Below are 18,427 nucleotides of genomic sequence, written 5' to 3'. Positions count from 1 at the left end.
CCCCTCTCGTGGATACGACCCTTCAGGACCCCCTCGTCGGGCAGGTGCTCGACGGCCGTTATCGCGTCGACGCGCGGATCGCCGTCGGCGGGATGGCCACGGTCTACCGGGCCCTGGACACCCGGCTGGACCGCGTTCTCGCGCTGAAGGTGATGCACCCGACGCTCGCGGCCGACGCCACCTTCGTCGAGCGGTTCATCCGGGAGGCGAAGTCGGTCGCCCGGCTCGCCCACCCCAACGTCGTCCAGGTCTTCGACCAGGGCACCGACGGGTCGTACGTGTACCTGGCGATGGAGTACGTCGCCGGGTGCACCCTGCGCGACGTGCTGCGCGAGCGGGGGGCGCTGCAGCCGCGCGCGGCCCTCGACATCCTGGAGCCCGTCCTCGCCGCGCTCGGTGCCGCGCACTGGGCGGGGTTCGTGCACCGGGACATGAAGCCCGAGAACGTACTGATAGGCGACGACGGACGGGTCAAGGTCGCCGACTTCGGGCTCGTGCGGTCCGTGGACACCGTGACCAGCACCACGGGCGCCGTGCTCGGGACCGTGTCGTATCTCGCGCCCGAGCAGATCGAGCAGGGCACCGCGGACCCGCGCGTCGACGTGTACGCGTGCGGTGTCGTGTTCTACGAGATGCTGACGGGGGACAAGCCGCACTCCGGGGACTCCCCCGCCCTGGTGCTCTACAAGCACATACACGAGGACGTGCCGCCGCCCTCGGCGCTGGTGCCGGGGCTCGCGCCGGAGCTGGACCGGCTGGTCGCGGCGGCCACCGCGCGCACCCCGGAGGTCCGCCCGCAGGACGCCGTGGCGCTGCTCGCCCGGGTGCGCGAGGCGCGCCAGGGGCTGAGCGCCGAGCAGCTGGACGCGGCACCGCCCCAGGCGCTGTCCGCGGAGCACGACAACGCCGGGGACCGTACGAGCGTGATACCGCGCTCGCTGACCGTGCCCCGCTCGCTGACCTCCCCCACGCTCGGCTTCGCTCGCGCGGGGGGACCCCCATCCCGCCCGCTGCCCGTGGGCGAGCACGAGTCCCTCGACGGCGTCCAGCGCACCAGCCGGCTCCAGGCCCCGCCCCCGTCGCGTCGCAGGCGCCCGAAGCACCTGCTGCTGACCGTCATCGCCGCTGTCCTGGTGGTGTTCGGCCTGGGAACGGGCGTCTGGTACATCAACTCCGGCCAGTTCACGCACGTCCCGCCGCTGCTGTCGAAGACCGAGGCGCAGGCGCGCGAGCGGCTGCGGGCGGCCGGGCTCGACGTCGGGCCGATCAAGCGCCGGTACAACGACGCCGTCCAGCGCGGCACGGTCATCAGCACGGACCCGGCGCCCGGCGCCCGGATCCGTGGCCACGACGCCGTGGCCCTGACCGTCTCACTGGGCCCGGAGACGGTGAACGTGCCGGACGTGACGGGCCGGCCGCTGGCCGAGGCGCGCAGACTGCTGAAGGCGGACGGGCTGGAGCCGGGCATGGTCACCCGGGAGTTCAGCGACAGCGTCACCGAGGGCTCCGTGATCGGCACGACCCCGCAGGCGGGCACCAAGCGGCACGCGGGCGCCGCCATCGCGCTGGTCGTCAGCAAGGGCAGCCCGGTCGGCGTCCCAGACGTCACCGGCGACGATCCGGCCGACGCCCGGCAGACGCTGACCGACGCCGGGCTGAAGGTCGTGATCGCGCCCGACCGGGTCAACTCCGAGTACGACAACGGCAAGGTGGCCCGGCAGAGCCCGGGCGACGGCAGCCAGGCCGCGGCGGGCGACACGGTGACGCTGACCCTGTCCAAGGGCCCGCAGATGGTCCAGGTGCCGGACGTGACCGGGGACAGCGTGGCCGACGCGCACAAGGCGCTGGAGGGCGCGGGCTTCAAGGTGAGCGAGGACCGCGGTCTGCTCGGCCTGTTCGGGGACACCGTGAAGAAGCAGTCGGTGCCGGGCGGCGGCACGGCCCCCAAGGGTTCGACGATCACGATCACCATCCGCTGACCCCTCGCCCCGTGGGGGCCGACGGGGACCCTGGTCCGGCGGCCGGGGCGGGCATGACACCCTGAACGGGTGAGTCCCCAGCAGTCGCCGCTTCCCCGTGTCCCCCTGCCCCGCAACCCCGTCGGCGGGCACGTGCCCGTGGCCGGCGGCCTGCACACGGTCGGGCTGCCGTACGCCCGCGCGCTGAAGGCGGAGACCGTGCAGGTCTTCGTGGCCAACCCGCGCGGCTGGGCCACGCCCGTCGGCAACCCCCGGCAGGACGAGGCGTTCCGCGCGGCCTGTGCCGAGGAGTCGATCCCGGCGTACGTCCACGCCCCCTACCTGATCAACTTCGGATCGCACACCGAGGCGACCGTGGAGCGGTCGGTGGAGTCGCTGCGGCACTCGCTGCGGCGCGGGCGGGAGATCGGCGCGCTGGGCGTGGTCGTGCACACGGGGAGCGCGACCGGCGGGCGCGAGCGGTCGGTGGCACTGCGGCAGGTGCGCGAGCACATGCTGCCGCTGCTGGACGAACTGACGCACGACGACGACCCGTTCCTGCTCCTGGAGTCCACGGCCGGGCAGGGCGCCTCGCTGTGCTCGCGGACCTGGGACTTCGGGCCGTACTTCGAGGCGCTGGACGCCCATCCGAAGCTGGGCGTGTGCCTGGACACCTGCCACGTCTTCGCCGCCGGCCACGACCTGACCGGCCCGAGCGGCATGCACCAGACCCTGGACCTGCTGGTGGACACGGTCGGCGAGGGGCGGCTGAAGCTGATCCACGCCAACGACTCCCAGGACGTGGTGGGCGCGCACAAGGACCGGCACGCGAACATCGGCTCCGGACACATCGGCGAGGAGCCGTTCCGGGCGCTCATGGCGCATCCGGCGACCGAGGGCGTGCCCCTGATCATCGAGACACCCGGCGGCCGGGAGGGGCACGCGGCGGACGTGGAGCGGCTGAAGAAGCTGCGCGACGGCTGACCCGCACCGGGGCGCCGGCGCTACAGCTCCGGACCCTCCCCCGGTTCCTCCTGGTAGGAGTAGCGCTGTTCCTTCCAGGGGTCGCCGATGTTGTGGTAGCCGCGTTCCTCCCAGAAACCGCGGCGGTCGGCGGTCATGTACTCCACGCCCCGGACCCACTTCGGGCCCTTCCAGGCGTACAGGTGGGGGACGATCAGACGGACCGGGAAGCCGTGCTCGGCGGTGAGCAGCTCGCCGTCCTTGTGGGTGGCGAAGATCGTGCGGTCGGAGGCGAAGTCCGACAGGCGCAGGTTGGAGCTGAAGCCGTACTCCGCCCAGACCATCACATGGGTGACGTCCGGCGCGGGCGGGGCCAGGTCCAGGATCGCGGCCGCCGGGACGCCGCCCCACTCGGCGCCGGTCATGCTGAACTTCGTCACGCAGTGCAGATCGGCCACCACGGTGGTGTACGGCAGGGCCGTGAACTCCTCGTGGCCCCAGGTGTGCTTGTCGCCGTCGGCGGTGACGCCGAAGACCCGGAACTCCCAGCGCTCGGGGCGGAACTTAGGGACGGGTCCGTAGTGCGTGACCGGCCAGCCACGCTGGAGCCGCTGACCCGGCGGGAGCTCGGACCCTGCCGCCGCTCCAGACTCTCGCTCCACCGGATGACCCATGTATCCATCCTGACAGACCTCGGGCAGTGCCCTTGACCATCCCTCCGCCGTCCCCCATGAACCGGACAAGAAGCCTCAAGTCAGGGCGAACTTACTAAGCGTCCACTTACTGGACGATCTTCGTTGCCGATGCAATCATGCGGCCTCACACCTCCCCCCGTCCCCCATGGAAGGAGCCGCTGCGATGCAGGGCGACCCCGAGGTCATCGAGTTCCTCAACGAGCAGCTCACCGGCGAGCTGACCGCGATCAACCAGTACTTCCTGCACGCGAAGATGCAGGAGAACTTCGGCTGGTACAAGCTCGCCAAGTACACCCGGCACGAGTCGTTCGACGAGATGAAGCACGCGGAGGTGCTGACCGACCGGATCCTGTTCCTGGAGGGGCTGCCGAACTACCAGCGGCTGTTCCACGTCCGTGTCGGGCAGAGCGTGAAGGAGATGTTCGAGGCGGACCGGCAGATCGAGGTGGAGGCGATCGACCGGCTCAAGCGCGGCATCAAGGTCATGCGCGAGAAGGGCGACATCACGTCCGCGAACATCTTCGAGGACATCCTCGCCGACGAGGAGAACCACATCGACTACCTCGACACCCAGCTGGAGCTGGTGGAGAAGCTCGGCGAGGCGCTCTACATCGCGCAGATCATCGAGCAGCCGGAGAGCTAGGCCGCTTCCGCGATCCCGGGCGTCGGCGGCAGCTCGGCCAGCACCGGCCTGCCCTGGTCGGCGAGCTCGCGGCGGGGGCAGGCGCCGCGGCCGAGCAGGGCCTGGATACGGCGGACGCACGAGCCGCAGTCCGTGCCCGCCTTGCAGGCGGAGGCTATCTGGCGGGGGGTGCAGGCACCGCCCTCCGCGTGCTGCTTGACCTGCTCCTCGGTGATGCCGAAGCAGCTGCACACGTACACGCGGATTCACCTCCCGCCGGGATTTCCGTATTGCCGCCATCCCCTTGATCGGTGAGGCAAACCTAACCTTACCTGTCGGGCAGGGTCCGCAAAAGTGGGGAGGGGCGCGGATCGGATGTGATCCGCGCCCCAGATCGTCCCGGGCCTGTCGGCAGGCCGGTCACTGGCTCCGGTACATCTCCGCGACCAGGAAGGCCAGGTCGAGCGACTGGCTGCGGTTCAGCCGCGGGTCGCAGGCCGTCTCGTAGCGCTGGTGCAGGTCGTCGACGAAGATCTCGTCGCCGCCGCCCACGCACTCGGTGACGTCGTCGCCGGTCAGTTCCACGTGGATGCCGCCCGGGTGGGTGCCGAGGCCCTTGTGGACCTCGAAGAAGCCCTTGACCTCGTCGAGCACGTCGTCGAAGCGGCGGGTCTTGTGCCCGGAGGCCGCCTCGAAGGTGTTGCCGTGCATCGGGTCGGTCACCCAGGCCACCGTCGCACCGGACGCCGTGACCTTCTCGACGAGCTCGGGGAGCTTGTCGCGGATCTTGTCGGCGCCCATGCGGACGATGAAGGTCAGCCGGCCCGGCTCCCGCTCGGGGTCGAGACGGTCGATGTACTTCAGCGCGTCCTCGGCCGTCGTCGTCGGGCCGAGCTTGATGCCGATCGGGTTGCTGATCCGCGAGGCGAACTCGATGTGCGCCCCGTCCAGCTGGCGGGTGCGCTCACCGACCCAGACCATGTGCCCCGAGACGTCGTACAGCTTGCCGGTGCGGGAGTCGACCCGGGTGAGGGCGGACTCGTAGTCCAGCAGCAGCGCCTCGTGCGAGGAGAACAGCTCGACGGTCTTGAACTCCTCCGGGTCCGTGCCGCAGGCCCGCATGAAGTTCAGCGCGCTGTCGATCTCCCGGGCGAGCTGCTCGTAACGCTGGCCCGACGGCGAGGTCCGCACGAAGTCCTGGTTCCAGGCGTGCACCTGGCGCAGGTCCGCGTAACCGCCGGTGGTGAAGGCACGCACCAGGTTCAGCGTGGACGCCGAGGCGTTGTACATGCGCTTCAGCCGCTCGGGGTCCGGGATCCGGGACTCCGGGGTGAAGTCGAAGCCGTTGACGGAGTCGCCCCGGTACACCGGGAGGGTCACGCCGTCGCGGGTCTCGGTCGGCTTGGAGCGCGGCTTGGAGTACTGGCCCGCGATCCGGCCGACCTTCACCACGGGCACGGCGGCCGCGTAGGTGAGGACGGCACCCATCTGGAGCAGCGTCTTCAGCTTGTTGCGGATGTGGTCCGCGGACACCGCGTCGAAGGCCTCGGCGCAGTCGCCGCCCTGGAGGAGGAACGCCTCTCCCTTGGCGACGGCCGCCATCCGGGCGCGCAGCTGGTCGCACTCGCCCGCGAAGACGAGCGGCGGATACGACTCGAGGTCCGCGATCACTGCGCGCAGAGCCTCAAGGTCGGGGTACTCGGGCTGCTGCGCCGCGGGCAGGTCTCGCCAGGTGTTGCCAGCGCTTGCGCTGGTCTTAGCGTTCACGGTCACCCTCTATACCTTACGGGGTGCGGTCACCGACCCCCTCATTCGCTCATCAAGTGAGACGCATCCCGCCCGGATGTGGAAAACGGGCCCCCGTGCACGGGGGCCCGTTCCCGGCGGCGGTCAGCCGCAGTTGTGCGCCGCCGAGGTGCTGGACGCGACGACCACGTCCACCCCGGGGGCGGTCAGGTGCACGGCGTCGACCGTGAGGCCGCCGTCCGCCGTCCTGACCTGCTCGTTCACCACGAGCTTGGCGCCCACGACTCCGAGGTCGACGGATTCGTTCACGCTGCCGTCGAGCCTGACCGGGACACCGGCCACGGTGAGCGTGAGGTCCGTGCTGCCCGACACCGCGCCGCAGGTGCTGGTCGAGACGGCCTTGATCCCGGACACCTTGAGGACGGGGAGGCCCGGCAGGCCGACCGTGGCCTCCTCCAGGGACGCGGTCGAGGTGGCGCCGCTGGGTCCGGCCTTGGTGTCGACCCGGGCGCACAGCGTCTTCGAGGTGAGCACGAGCATGTTGACGTCGGCCGTGCAGGGCGGCGCCGTGCTGCTCGCGCCCGCGGTGCGCACGGTGCCCGTGTCGGGCGTCGGCGGGACGGACACCACCGGCAGGCCGAGCAGCGAGACGTCGGCCGACAGGCCGTAGGCCCGCCCGGTGACGTACTGGAGCCGCACGGTGTCGGTGGTCTCGGCGGGCAGGTAGCCGTCGTCGCCGGCGAAGGACGCCTTGACCGGGACGGTCGCGTCGGCGTTCAGCGGGGCGTCGACCGAGGCGATGGTGCACGTCGCCGCGCCCTGGGCGTCCGTCGTGCCGTCGCAGGTCTGGGCGCCGAGCGCGAAGCTCACCTTCTTGTCGGCGACGGGCGCGCCGGCGTCGGTGGTGAGGGTCGCGGACAGGGCGGCCGGGGAGCCGTCGGAGACGGTCTTCGGGCCGGTGTAGGCGAGCTTGGTCGTCTTCTTCTGCGGGGGCGGCGGAGGCGTGCCGCCGGTTCCCACGTCGATGAAGTCGCGGTCGATGCCGATCGTGGCGCCGCCGTGGCTCTCGGTCAGATCACCCGCGTACTGGTGGACGCGCTGGTGGTCGGCCCAGAGGCCCGCCGGGATCGCCGGGTCGTCGGTCGTCGCCCGGTTGTCCCAGCGGGCGGTGTCGATCACGTCGGGCAGGGTGATCTTCCCGGCCGCCGCGACGAGGTCGGGCGTCAGGGACGCCCCGCCGCCGTACGCGCCGGAGCGGTAGCCCAGGTCGTGCAGCTGCTTGGTCCAGGCGTCGAGGTAGGCGAGCACCCGGGAGGTGTTGTCGCCGCCGGGCGGGTAGTTCTCCATGTTCTCGTAGAGCACGGAGCCCGCGCCGAGCCCCAGCGCCTTCGCCTGTGCGACGGCGTCGTCGGCGGCCGCGCTGCCCTGCGGGGCCGGGTCGGTGATGACCGTGCAGCGCCCGCCGCAGCTGCCCGAGTCGGCGGTGGCCTGCTTGCCGACGTAGATCGGGAGGAAGCGCCAGCCGTTCGTGTACTGGGTCTGCACCCACTGGGCGCTGAGGTTCGCCTGGGAGCAGCCGCGGTTCTCGCCGCCGATGTAGACGCCGACGGCGCCGTAGCCGGAGGAGCCCCTCCAGGCGTTCATCGCCGCCTGGCTCGGGGCGTCGCAGGCGTCGAAGCCGGTGCCCTGGTACGAGGTCGCGTCGGCCGGCACGGCGAGCGCGGCCGGCGCGGCGGACGGCGCCGCGGTCCGCGCCGAGGCCACCGGCAGCCCGGCGCTGCGGAGCACCCGCTCGATCCCGGCACGGTCACCGCCGTAGCCGGCCGTGACGGTGATGCCGGCGGCGGTCGCACTGTACGTCCGTGAGGTGGGGTTCTCGGTGACGGCGGCCTTGGTGGCGGTCGAGGGCCGGACGAGCAGCGCCTCGGTGCGGCCGGTCACGTCGGCGGGGCAGTTCTGCCGGGCGCCCGGAGTGCCGAGGTACACGGTGTGCCGGTCGAAGCGGACGCAGGTGGCCGGGTTCTTGCCGAGGTCGACGACCTTCCAGTCGGCGGGGACGGTGAACGTGTGCCCCCGGTAGTGGATCGCGGTGGTGCCGCCGCCGGTCGTGTCCGGCGCGGTGGCGGCCTGTGCGGTGGCGAGCGGTGCGGCGCCGAGTGCCGCCGCGGCGGCGAGGACGGTCAGCGCCCGTGCGGCGCGCCGTCTCGGCCGCGGGTGCGGCCGTGAGGACAGTGGTGTGGAAATGACTTTCTCCTCCCCCGTGGGACGAAAGCGGTCCGGGGGAAGACTGGAAGTCAGATCGTGTACGCGTCAATAAATGACGCTCAATTGCCGGTTTTTTCGGCCTACTTCCGTTTGCGGAGCGTCGGCGCGCCGGGCGTGAGGGCGCTGTGGGGACGGCGTGAAGCAGCGGGTCGCCGAACGCGCACGGGGCCGGACACAGCCTCCGGGAAGGGGGCGTCGGACGGATGAACCCGCCAAGGCTTGGCCGGATCGGGTAGGGTGCGGGACATGTTCGCGCACTCGCCCATGAACCAGAACTGGTGGTGGACCGCTCATCCGGCGGCCCACTGACTGCGCGTACCCAGACATCGCGAAGGCCGCCCGAGGGGCGGCCTTCGGTGTTTCCAGGGCCGGGCCGTTCCTCCCACCGCACGAGGAACCGAGGAGCCATGGACCTGACCCGACTGCTGGACGACGACCGACCGTTCGCCCTCCTGCGCCGCCGCGCACCGGGCCGCGACCACGACATGGTCGAGCTGCTGCGGGGCCCCGTCTCGGCCCGCGACCGGCTCGCCGATCTCCCCGACGAGGGGCTGGCGCTGGTCCCGTTCCGGCAGATCCGCGAGCGCGGCTTCGACGTCCGCGACGACGCCACCCCGCTGCTGGTGCTGATCCCCGAGGAGTCGTACGAGATCCCGCTGGAGCAGGCCCTGGAGCAGCTTCCCGGGCACGAAGTCCGGGTCGAGGGAGGCGGGTTCGACATCGAGGACGAGGAGTACGCCGGGATCGTCGGGCAGGTGCTGGCCGAGGAGATCGGCCGGGGCGAGGGCGCCAACTTCGTGATCCGGCGGACGTACGAGGGCGGGATCCCGGGCTTCGGGCGCGCGGACGCGCTGGCGCTGTTCCGCCGGCTGCTGGCGGGCGAGCGGGGCGCGTACTGGACGTTCGTGGTGCACACCGGGGACCGCACGCTGGTCGGGGCCAGCCCCGAGGTGCACGTGCGGATGTCCGGCGGGACGGTCGTGATGAACCCGATCAGCGGGACGTACCGCTATCCCGCCGAGGGCCCGACCCCGGAGCACCTTCTCTCCTTCCTCGCCGACGGCAAGGAGATCGAGGAGCTGTCGATGGTCGTCGACGAGGAGCTGAAGATGATGTGCACCGTCGGCGACATGGGCGGGGTCGTCGTCGGACCGCGGCTGAAGGAGATGGCCCATCTCGCGCACACCGAGTACGAGTTGCGCGGGAAGTCGTCGCTGGACGCGCGGGAGGTGCTGAAGGAGACGATGTTCGCGGCGACCGTGACCGGCTCGCCGGTGCAGAACGCCTGCCGGGTCATCGAGCGGTACGAGCCGGGCGGCCGGGGCTACTACGCCGGTGCGCTGGCGCTGCTCGGCCGGGATTCCGGGGGCGCGCAGACCCTGGACTCCCCCATCCTGATCCGCACGGCCGACATCGACGCGGCCGGCCGGCTGCGGGTCGGGGTCGGCGCGACGCTGGTGCGCGGTTCGGATCCGGCGAGCGAGGTCGCGGAGACCCATGCGAAGGCGGCGGGCGTGCTGGCGGCGCTCGGGGTGCGGCCGGCCCGGCCGCGCGCGGAGCGGGAGTTGCCCCGGCTCGCCGACGATCCGCGGGTGCGGGCCGCGCTGGACGGGCGGCGGTCCTCGCTGGCCCCGTTCTGGCTGCGGATGCAGGAGCGGCTGCCCTCGCTCGACCGGCACGCCCTGGTCGTGGACGCCGAGGACACCTTCACGGCGATGCTGGCGCACGTGCTGCGCTCGGGCGGCCTGGAGGTGACCGTCCGGCGCTACGACGAGCCGGGGCTGCGGGCGGCGGCGCTCGCGCACGAGGGTCCCCTCGTGCTGGGCCCCGGCCCCGGCGACCCGGCCGACCCGGCCGACCCGAAGATGCGGTTCCTGCGGGAGCTGACGGCGGCCGTGCTGCGGGAGCACCGGCACGGGGTGCTCGGCGTCTGCCTCGGGCACGAGCTGATCTCGGCCGAGCTGGGCCTGGACATCGTGCGGAAGGAGGTGCCGTACCAGGGGGCGCAGACGGCCGTGGACCTGTTCGGGCGTGCGGAGACGGTCGGCTTCTACAACAGCTTCGTCGCCCGCTGCGACGACGAGGCGGCCCGGGAGCTGGCCGCGCACGGCATCGAGGTGAGCCGGGCCGGGAACGGCGAGGTGCACGCCGTACGGGGACCGGGCTTCGCGGGCGTGCAGTTCCACCCGGAGTCGGTGCTCAGCCTGAACGGGGCGGCGATCGTGCGGGAGTTGATCGGCGGGGCCCGTCCCCGAACGCCGGACGGGCTGCCCTGTGCCGACCGGCGCTGAGGACGAGCTCTCGCTCAGCCGAAGAAGACCCCCACCTCCGTGTACAGCTTCGGGTCCACCGTCTTCAGCCTGGCGGTGGCCTCGGCCAGCGGGACGCGGACGATGTCGGTGGCCCGCAGGGCGACCATCATGCCGTAGTCGCCGTCGTGGACGCAGTCGATGGCGTGCAGGCCGAAGCGGGTGGCGAGCCAGCGGTCGAAGGCGCTCGGCGTGCCGCCGCGCTGGACGTGGCCGAGGACCGTGGTCCGGGCCTCCTTTCCGGTGCGCCGCTCGATCTCCTTGGCCAGCCACTCGCCGACCCCGGAGAGCCGCACGTGTCCGAAGGAGTCGAGCGAGCCGTCCTTGAGCACCACGTCGCCGTCCCTGGGCATGGCGCCCTCGGCGACGACCACGATGGGGGCGTACGACGCCCGGAAGCGGGAGGTCACCCAGGCGCAGACCTGGTCGACGTCGAAGCGCTGCTCGGGGATGAGGATGACGTTGGCACCGCCGGCCAGGCCCGAGTGCAGGGCGATCCAGCCGGCGTGCCGGCCCATCACCTCCACGACCAGGACCCGCATATGGGACTCGGCGGTGGTGTGCAGCCGGTCGATGGCCTCGGTGGCGATGTTGACGGCGGTGTCGAAGCCGAAGGTGTAGTCGGTGGCCGACAGGTCGTTGTCGATCGTCTTGGGCACCCCGACGCAGGGCACCCCGTACTCGCCGGACAGCCGGGCCGCGACGCCGAGGGTGTCCTCGCCGCCGATCGCGATGAGGGCCTGGACGTCCAGTTTGGCCATGTTGTCCTTGATCCGGCGGATCCCGTCGTCCTCCTTCAGGGGATTGGTGCGCGAGGAGCCGAGGATGGTGCCGCCCCGGGGCAGGATGCCGCGCACCGTGGGGATGTCGAGGCGGACGGCGCGGCCTTCGAGGGGGCCCCGCCAGCCGTCCCGGAAGCCGGTGAAGTCATAGCCGTACTCCTGCACGCCCTTGCGGACGATGCCCCGGATGACGGCGTTGAGCCCGGGGCAGTCACCGCCTCCGGTCAGTACTCCGACCCGCATGGAAAAGTCCCTTCGCCACGGTTTCCTGACATTTGGTCACGCTAACGGTGACCCAGGTCACACCGGGAGGGGCGGGACGGGTGATTCCGGGGCGCGGAAAGGGGGCTTACTCGTCGTCGAGGCCGCGCTCGATGGCGTACCGCACCAGTTCGACCCGGTTGTGCAGCTGAAGCTTGCCGAGGGTGTTCTGGACGTGGTTCTGCACCGTGCGGTGGGAGATGACGAGGCGTTCGGCGATCTGCTTGTAGCTCAGGCCCTTGGCGACGAGGCGCAGCACCTCGGTCTCCCGGTCGGTCAGCCGGGGTGCGCCGGGCTCGTCGGCGCCCTGGGCGGGGGCCGGTTCGGAGGCGAGGCGGCGGTACTCGCCGAGGACCAGTCCGGCGAGGCCCGGCGTGAACACCGGGTCGCCGACGGCGGTGCGGCGCACGGCGTCCAGCAGTTCCCCGGTGGAGGCCGACTTCAGCAGATAGCCGGTGGCCCCGGACTTCACGGCCTCCAGGACGTCGGCGTGCTCACCGCTCGCGGACAGCACGAGGACGCGCAACGCCGGGTTGTGGCCGACCAGTTCCTTGCACACCTGGACGCCGGGCTTGGCCGGCAGGTTGAGGTCCAGGACGAGGACGTCGGGCGCGGCAGCCCTGGCGCGGCGCACCGCCTGCTCGCCGTCCCCGGCGGTGGCCACGACCTCGAAGCCGGACTCGGCCAGGTCACGGGCGACCGCGTCGCGCCACATGGGGTGGTCGTCCACCACCATGACCCTGATCGGGTCCCGCTGCTCGCTCATCGACGCCCTGCCTCCGCGTTCTTCGCTGCTTTCGGCACTTTCAGTTCGACCTCCGTGCCCTGCCCGGGGACGGAGAGGAGCTCGGCGCTGCCGCCTAGATCGCGCAGCCGGCCGCGGATCGACTGGGCGACCCCGAGCCGCCCCTCGCTCTCGGCCTGCGCGAGCCGGCCCTCGGGGATGCCGGGGCCGTCGTCCCGGACGGTCACGACGATCTCGTCCGGCTCGTCCTCGACCAGGATCCAGGCCCGGGCGTCCTCGCCCACGTGCCGGCGCACGTTGTCCAGGGCGGCGCCGACCGCCGCGGCCAGTTCCCGGGCCGCCGGGGGCGGCAGCGGCACCGGGGCGCCGGGCTCGGCGAGGCTGACCCGGCCGCACGCGTAAGGGGCGAGCAGGGAACGCAGATCGACGTCATGGCCCGCCCCCTCGTCGTCCGGCTCCTCCACCATCCGTACGACGGCCCCGGCGGCCGCGTCCTCCGACACCCGGGACACCGGCACCAGCCCGCCCGAGACCAGCGTGCGCAGCGCCACCTCCTGCTCCCCGGCCAGCCGGCCCAGCTCGGCCGCCTCACCGCCGAGGGCCGTGCCCCGGCGCTTGACCATCGCCAGCACCTGGAGGACGCCGTCGTGGATGTCCCGGGCCAGCCGCTCCCGCTCGCGGGTCGCGGCCTCGATCTCCAGGGCGCGCGCGAGGGTGCGCTCGGAGGCGCGGGCGACCTCGACGACGTAGCCGATGGCGAGGCAGGAGACCCAGAGGAGGATGAGGCTGTGCACCGTGTCCCGGGCGGGATGGCCGCGTTCGGCCAGATTGGCCAGCGCGACCGGTGTGGCGGCGACGGCGGCCCAGCGCCAGCCGCCCCTGATCGCGAAGGCCAGCACCGCGCCCGCGGTCCATATCGACGGCAGCGTGGGGCCGCCCGCGATCCGCTGGTGGCTGTCGGCGAGCGGGGTGATCAGGACGCCGGTGAGGGCGATGACCAGGTCGGCGGCCAGGAAGGGCGTCGTGCAGCTCGCCGCGTTGCGCACGCTCGGCAACGTGGCGAGGGTCCAGACGAACAGGACGGCGAAGTAGCCGACGGCGACCCAGGGGCGCACGTAGAGGTCGTACCGGGTGACGCACAGGCCGATGGCGTAGAGCATGGTCAGGACGCGGTAGCCGGCGAGCGCACGCCACAGCGGCAGCTCGACCGACATCCGCAGGACGCGCTCGCGCTTCGGCATCTCCCCCGGTCCCCCCAGCCCCTCTCTCAGGCCTCCTGGGCCTCTTCCTTCTTCCCGGCCTCCATGGCCTTCTCCGCCTCCTTGGCCGACTTCGCCGCGTCCGCGATCTGCCGCTTGGCGGCGGTCGCGTACATGTCGACGTACTCCTGGCCGGAGAGCTTCATGATCTCGTACATGACCTCGTCGGTCAGGGCGCGCAGGACGAAGCGGTCGTGCTCCATGCCGGCGTAGCGGCCGAAGTCCAGCGGCTTGCCGATGCGGATGCCGGGGCGCATGAGCTTCGGCATCACCTTGCCGGGCGGCTGGATCTTCTCCGTGTCGATCATCGCCACGGGAATCACCGGCGCGCCGGTGGCGAGCGCCACGCGCGCGAGGCCGCCGGGCTTGCCCCGGTAGAGCCGGCCGTCGGGCGAGCGGGTGCCCTCGGGGTAGATGCCGAACAGCTCGCCGCGCTCCAGCACCTCGATGCCGCTCCTGATCGCGGCCTCGCCCGCACCGCGCGCCCCGGAGCGGTCCACCGGGAGCTGTCCGACGCCCTTGAAGAAGGCCGCCGTCAGCCGGCCCTTCACGCCCGGGGTGGTGAAGTACTCGGCCTTCGCGATGAAGGTGACCTTGCGGTCCAGCACCGCGGGCAGGAAGAACGAGTCCGAGAACGACAGGTGATTGCTCGCCAGAATCGCCGGACCCTCGGCCGGGATGTTCTCCAGTCCCTCCACCCAGGGCCTGAAGGCGACCTTCAGCGGCCCGCCGATGGCGACCTTCATCGTGCCGTACAACACCCGTGTGCCTCCCGTTTCCGTCGAACAGACCTTAACCCGGAGGACCGTCAATGAGCCCGACGACCCTGGTCGGTGTCAGTGCGGTCGCGTACGGTGAAGCACATCCACGCATTTCTTTCCGCACGCCTCTGCCGGCCGTCGGGCCGCCGGAGCACCGTCCCAAGGACAGGAGAGTCGAAGGTGCCGGTTCTCCCCGGAGCTGAGCCCTACCGCCACGAGGGCGGGGAGGTGGGCGTCCTCCTCTGCCACGGCTTCACCGGCTCGCCCCAGTCGCTGCGCCCCTGGGCGGAGCACCACGCGGCCCACGGCCTGACCGTGTCCCTGCCGCTGCTGCCCGGCCACGGCACCCGCTGGGAGGACATGGCGGTCACCACCTGGCAGGACTGGTACGCGGAGGTGGACCGCGAGCTGCGCGTCCTGTCCGAGCGCTGCTCCCGGGTGTTCGTCCTCGGCCTGTCGATGGGCGGCGCGCTGGCCCTGCGGCTCGCCGCCCGGCACGGCGCGCGGGTCACGGGCGCGGTGGTCGTCAACCCGGCGAACAAGGTGCACGGCCTGTCGGCGTACGCCCTTCCGGTGGCCCGGCATCTCGTGCGCACGACGAAGGGCATCGCCAGCGACATCGCCCAGGAGGGCGCGGCCGAGGTGGGCTACGACCGGGTGCCGCTGCACTCGGCGCACTCGCTGCGGCAGTTCCTGCGCCGGCTGGACGGCGAGCTGCCCCAGGTCACCCAGCCGTTGCTGCTGCTGCGCAGCGCGCAGGACCATGTCGTCCCGGCCGCCGACTCGGCCCGGGTGCTGAGCCAGGTGTCGTCCACGGACGTCACCGAGATCGTGCTGGAACAGAGCTACCACGTGGCGACGTTGGACAAGGATGCGGACCGGATCTTCGAGGAGAGCCTCGCGTTCATCGGCCGGCTCGCGCCCGGTGCGGGCAAGGACGGTGCCGGCAAGGACGGCAAGGAAGGGACGGCCGCAGTTGGCTGAGCACGACTCGGACCGCGAGGGTCGCGAGCCGGACGAGCAGGGCGTGCCCTTCGACGAGGACGCCGCCTGGCAGGCCATCGTCGCCGGGTACGGCGAGGAGCCACCGGACCCGCCGGGCGCGAGGCCCTTCAGGTCGGTGGAGGATCTCGCGCTGCCGGAGACGGACACCGAGGACCCCGACGACACGGCGCAGGGCCCGGCGAAGGACACCTCGGCGGACGGCGAGGGCGAGGGGGACGGCCCCGCCGGTGCGCCGCCGGTGCGGCCGCTGGGCAGCTCGATCACCTTCGCCCCCGGTGTCGGCGGCGGCCCGCGCGACTACACGACCGCGCGGCCCTCCGACGCCGACTTCGACGAGGACGACGAGGGCCACTTCGTCCCGCCCGAACCGCCCCCGCTGCCGACCGCCGACACCACCGCCAAGTTCGGCTGGCTCGGCGTCGTCGGCGGCCCGCTGCTGCTCCTGCTGGCGGTGCTGCTGGGCTGGGACATGACGTGGTGGCTGACCACAGTGGGCATCGGCGGCTTCCTCGGCGGCTTCGCCACGCTGGTGATGCGGATGCGCACGGACGACGACGAGGACGACGACCCGGGGCGGGGCGCGGTCGTCTGACCTTGGTACGGGTGCACAGGTGCCGGGGGCTCAGCCCGCCGGGACTCTGAGGGCGGCCAGGACCGGGAGGTGGTCCGTGGCCGCGATCAGGTCGGAGCGGGTGACGCCGGGCTGCGCCAGGGGCACCCCGCAGCCGAGCACGCCGATGCCCTTCGTGGCGAAGATCGCGTCGATACGGCGGTGCGGCTCGCTGTGGCGCCAGGTCTCCTCACCGCCCCAGGGGGCGACGGCCCGGCAGTCCTGAAGGGTGCCGGAGAGCAGCCGGAAGGCGGGGCCGTCGGGGCCCTCGTTGAGGTCGCCGCCCGCGACGGCGTGCTCCACGTCCAGACCGGCGAGGCGGTCGAGGAGCAGACCGGCCTGCGCGTACCGCTCCTTCCCGTCCAGGCTCAGATGGCCGCTGACCACTCCGAGGCGGGCGCCGCCGAACCGGACCACCGCGGTGGCGAGGCCGCGCCGGTGGAGGCCGGGGGTGAGGGGCAGGAGGACGTCCTGCGTGCGCTCGACGGTGGCGCGCAGCGAGCAGAGGATCGCGGGACCCGCGGCGGTGGCGCCGCCGGTGAGGATCACCTGACCGGAGGCCGCCGCGAGCCGGGCGAGCTTCTTGCGCCAGCGGAAGAAGCGCGGGGCCTCCTGGACGAGGACCAGGTCGGGCGCGCAGGCGGAGATGACCGCGGCCAACGCGTCCGTGTCGTCCCGCATCGAGCGGATGTTGTAGCTCAGGACTCGGATGACCGCCGAACCGTCGGGTTCCGTACGGGAGTTGGGGAGGAGCGTGCTGGTCGCCATGACGGTCAACATACGACGGTGCCCGCCGTCCCGGGAGCGGACGCGGCGGGCACGGTCGAAGGACGGCCTCGCTACATGATCGGGTCGGGCTCCCGGGCCAGGTCCGCCGCGCCGACCAGGCCCGCCTTGTTGCCGAGCTGGGCCGCGATGACGTCGGCCACCGGGCGCCAGTTGCCGCCGACCAGCCAGCGCTTGTAGGACTTGCGGATCGGGTCGAGGACCAGTTCGCCCTCGTCGGAGAGGCCGCCGCCGACGATGAACGCCGAGGGGTCGAAGAGGGAGGCCAGGTCGGCGAGGCCCGCGCCGGCCCAGCGGGCCAGCTCGCGGTAGGAGTCGACGGCCACCGGGTCGCCCTGGCGGGCGGCCATGGAGATGTGCTTGCCCTCGATGCCGTCGGGGGTGCCGTCGCCCAGCGACAGCAGCAGCTCGGCGTTCTCGGGGGTGGCGTTGGCGCGCTGCTTGGCGTAGCGGACCAGGGCGCGGCCGGAGGCGTACTGCTCCCAGCAGCCCTGCGAGCCGCAGCCGCACAGCAGGCCGTCCGGGACCATCCGGATGTGGCCGAACTCGGCGGCCACGCCGAAGTGTCCGCGGCGCAGCTTGTTGCCGATGATGATGCCGCCGCCGAGGCCGGTGCCGAGCGTGATGCAGATGACGTTGCGGTGGCCCTTGCCCGCGCCGAACCTGTACTCGCCCCACGCCGCGGCGTTGGCGTCGTTCTCGACCACGACCGGGAGGCCCACGCGGGCCTCGACCTTCTCCTTCAGCGGCTCCTGGCGCCAGTCGATGTTCGGCGCGAAGTACACCGTCGAGCGCTGCCGGTTCACGTAACCGGCCGCACCGATGCCCACGCCGACGATCTCGTGCCCGGCTCGTGCGCCCTCGACGGCAGCGGCGATGGCGTCCACGATGCCCTCGGGCGTGCCCGGGGTCGGCACCTGGTGGGTCGAGAGGATGTTGCCTTCCTCGTCGACCACACCGGCCGCGATCTTGGTACCGCCGATGTCGACGCCGATGGTGAGTCCCATGAATCCCTCAGTTCCGGTCGAGCCCCGCTACGGCCAACCGTACCCGAGGCCCTGCCGGGAAAGCGCTTCAGTCCAGGTCGATCCGCTCCCCCGGACCGGTGCCCTCGCCCGGGTCCCGCCGCTCCCCCTTGCCGGCCCGCCCCTCACCGGTCAGGTCGTCGGCGGTGCGGGCGGTCCAGCGCTGCTCCTGGCCCTGGACGGCGGAGCGGTAGGCGGCGAGCAGTTCGCCGCCGGCCGCGGCCAAGTGGTCGAAGACGTCCGGGTTGCGCTCCATGACGGGCTCGACGGCGGCCTTGGCCTGCTGGACGACCTGCCGTACGACCTGCTGGGCGGCGGGTCCGGCGAGGCCGCCGAGGAGGGGTGACTGGAGGCCGGACAGCTTGTCGGCCACCGTGTCCACGAACTTCTTCAGCTCCTCGGCGGCCGAGCCCGGCTGTGGGCCGTGCTCGGCGCGGCGGCGGGCCTTCTCGGCGGCGAGGTCCTCGGCGCAGGCCGTGGCCCAGGCGTCGGCGTCGGTCGCCCGGCTCTCTTTCCCGTGCTCCTCTTTCTCGTACGCGGCGTGCGCGTCGTGCGCATCGTGCGCGTCGTACGAGTCGGCTGCGGGGCGCTCTTCGCTCATGGCGGACTCCTGACTACGGTTCGCCTCTACGACG

At 72.3% G+C, this 18,427-nt stretch carries 18 protein-coding genes; 7 read left to right on the top strand and 11 right to left on the bottom strand.

Annotated elements, in window-relative coordinates; all coding sequences use genetic code 11:
• Positions 1-8 precede the first annotated feature (8 nt).
• Both pknB and ACFC8N_RS37840 read left to right on the top strand, forming a co-directional pair.
• Positions 9-1,979 (top strand): Stk1 family PASTA domain-containing Ser/Thr kinase, encoded by a 1,971-nt coding sequence (gene pknB, locus ACFC8N_RS37845; RefSeq protein ID WP_376293577.1) that lies wholly within the window; start codon positions 9-11, stop codon positions 1,977-1,979.
• Positions 1,980-2,048: 69 nt separating this feature from the next.
• Complete coding sequence (locus tag ACFC8N_RS37840; RefSeq protein ID WP_376293575.1) at positions 2,049-2,942, top strand: deoxyribonuclease IV; 894 nt, start codon at positions 2,049-2,051, stop codon at positions 2,940-2,942.
• Between the two features lie 20 nt (positions 2,943-2,962).
• Here ACFC8N_RS37840 and ACFC8N_RS37835 read toward each other — a convergent pair whose 3' ends face one another.
• Positions 2,963-3,595, bottom strand: a complete 633-nt coding sequence (locus ACFC8N_RS37835; RefSeq protein ID WP_356020947.1) for a sulfite oxidase-like oxidoreductase — start codon at positions 3,593-3,595, stop codon at positions 2,963-2,965.
• A gap of 184 nt (positions 3,596-3,779) precedes the next feature.
• Between ACFC8N_RS37835 and bfr the strand changes: the two genes are divergently transcribed.
• The gene (bfr, locus tag ACFC8N_RS37830) at positions 3,780-4,259 is read left to right on the top strand and encodes a bacterioferritin (protein ID WP_071382846.1); all 480 of its coding nucleotides are present in this window, start codon (positions 3,780-3,782) and stop codon (positions 4,257-4,259) included.
• Here bfr and ACFC8N_RS37825 read toward each other — a convergent pair.
• The 3 genes from ACFC8N_RS37825 to ACFC8N_RS37815 form a co-directional block, all read right to left on the bottom strand.
• The gene (locus ACFC8N_RS37825) at positions 4,256-4,498 is read right to left on the bottom strand and encodes a (2Fe-2S)-binding protein (RefSeq protein WP_356020945.1); all 243 of its coding nucleotides are present in this window, start codon (positions 4,496-4,498) and stop codon (positions 4,256-4,258) included. The two genes, bfr and ACFC8N_RS37825, sit on opposite strands and share 4 nt — an antisense overlap.
• A gap of 160 nt (positions 4,499-4,658) precedes the next feature.
• Positions 4,659-6,011: a class II 3-deoxy-7-phosphoheptulonate synthase gene (locus ACFC8N_RS37820; protein ID WP_356020943.1), complete on the bottom strand. Its 1,353-nt coding sequence runs from the start codon at positions 6,009-6,011 to the stop codon at positions 4,659-4,661.
• Between the two features lie 117 nt (positions 6,012-6,128).
• Positions 6,129-7,970 carry a choice-of-anchor P family protein gene (locus ACFC8N_RS37815; protein WP_376293570.1) on the bottom strand — a complete coding sequence of 614 codons (1,842 nt, stop codon included), beginning with the start codon at positions 7,968-7,970 and terminating at the stop codon, positions 6,129-6,131.
• A gap of 525 nt (positions 7,971-8,495) precedes the next feature.
• On the opposite strand from ACFC8N_RS37815, the gene ACFC8N_RS37810 reads away from it, so the two are divergent.
• A complete protein-coding gene (locus ACFC8N_RS37810) occupies positions 8,496-8,558 on the top strand; it encodes a trp operon leader peptide (protein WP_356021349.1) in 63 nt (20 codons plus the stop codon).
• 98 nt (positions 8,559-8,656) lie between these two features.
• Complete coding sequence (locus ACFC8N_RS37805) at positions 8,657-10,540, top strand: anthranilate synthase family protein (RefSeq protein ID WP_376293568.1); 1,884 nt, start codon at positions 8,657-8,659, stop codon at positions 10,538-10,540.
• Positions 10,541-10,554: 14 nt separating this feature from the next.
• Here the strand turns inward: ACFC8N_RS37805 and ACFC8N_RS37800 are convergent, their stop codons facing one another.
• The 4 genes from ACFC8N_RS37800 to ACFC8N_RS37785 form a co-directional block, all read right to left on the bottom strand.
• Complete coding sequence (locus tag ACFC8N_RS37800; RefSeq protein WP_356020936.1) at positions 10,555-11,583, bottom strand: 6-phosphofructokinase; 1,029 nt, start codon at positions 11,581-11,583, stop codon at positions 10,555-10,557.
• Positions 11,584-11,689: 106 nt separating this feature from the next.
• A complete protein-coding gene (locus tag ACFC8N_RS37795; protein WP_356020934.1) occupies positions 11,690-12,367 on the bottom strand; it encodes a response regulator transcription factor in 678 nt (225 codons plus the stop codon).
• On the bottom strand, positions 12,364-13,587 hold the full coding sequence (macS, locus tag ACFC8N_RS37790; protein WP_376293565.1) for a MacS family sensor histidine kinase: 1,224 nt from the start codon (positions 13,585-13,587) through the stop codon (positions 12,364-12,366). Before macS ends, ACFC8N_RS37795 begins: the two co-directional genes overlap by 4 nt.
• 26 nt (positions 13,588-13,613) lie before the next feature.
• Positions 13,614-14,363, bottom strand: a complete 750-nt coding sequence (locus ACFC8N_RS37785) for a lysophospholipid acyltransferase family protein (protein WP_356021346.1) — start codon at positions 14,361-14,363, stop codon at positions 13,614-13,616.
• 183 nt (positions 14,364-14,546) lie between these two features.
• Between ACFC8N_RS37785 and ACFC8N_RS37780 the strand changes: the two genes are divergently transcribed.
• On the top strand, positions 14,547-15,350 hold the full coding sequence (locus ACFC8N_RS37780) for an alpha/beta fold hydrolase (RefSeq protein WP_356020930.1): 804 nt from the start codon (positions 14,547-14,549) through the stop codon (positions 15,348-15,350).
• Complete coding sequence (locus ACFC8N_RS37775) at positions 15,343-15,963, top strand: hypothetical protein (protein ID WP_376293562.1); 621 nt, start codon at positions 15,343-15,345, stop codon at positions 15,961-15,963. Before ACFC8N_RS37780 ends, ACFC8N_RS37775 begins: the two co-directional genes overlap by 8 nt.
• A gap of 30 nt (positions 15,964-15,993) precedes the next feature.
• Here ACFC8N_RS37775 and ACFC8N_RS37770 read toward each other — a convergent pair whose 3' ends face one another.
• The 3 genes from ACFC8N_RS37770 to ACFC8N_RS37760 form a co-directional block, all read right to left on the bottom strand.
• Positions 15,994-16,749, bottom strand: a complete 756-nt coding sequence (locus ACFC8N_RS37770) for an endonuclease/exonuclease/phosphatase family protein (RefSeq protein ID WP_356020926.1) — start codon at positions 16,747-16,749, stop codon at positions 15,994-15,996.
• Between the two features lie 71 nt (positions 16,750-16,820).
• The gene (locus ACFC8N_RS37765) at positions 16,821-17,774 is read right to left on the bottom strand and encodes an ROK family glucokinase (protein WP_071372402.1); all 954 of its coding nucleotides are present in this window, start codon (positions 17,772-17,774) and stop codon (positions 16,821-16,823) included.
• Positions 17,775-17,841: 67 nt separating this feature from the next.
• Entirely contained in the window at positions 17,842-18,393 is a 552-nt protein-coding gene (locus ACFC8N_RS37760) for a DUF5304 domain-containing protein (protein ID WP_362820568.1), read from the bottom strand.
• Positions 18,394-18,427 lie beyond the last annotated feature (34 nt).

This window comes from Streptomyces sp. NPDC055966 (assembly GCF_042269865.1).
Classification (GTDB): domain Bacteria; phylum Actinomycetota; class Actinomycetes; order Streptomycetales; family Streptomycetaceae; genus Streptomyces.
Note: the sequence above shows the minus strand (reverse complement) of the source record. Positions and strands in the feature narration are given on the sequence as shown.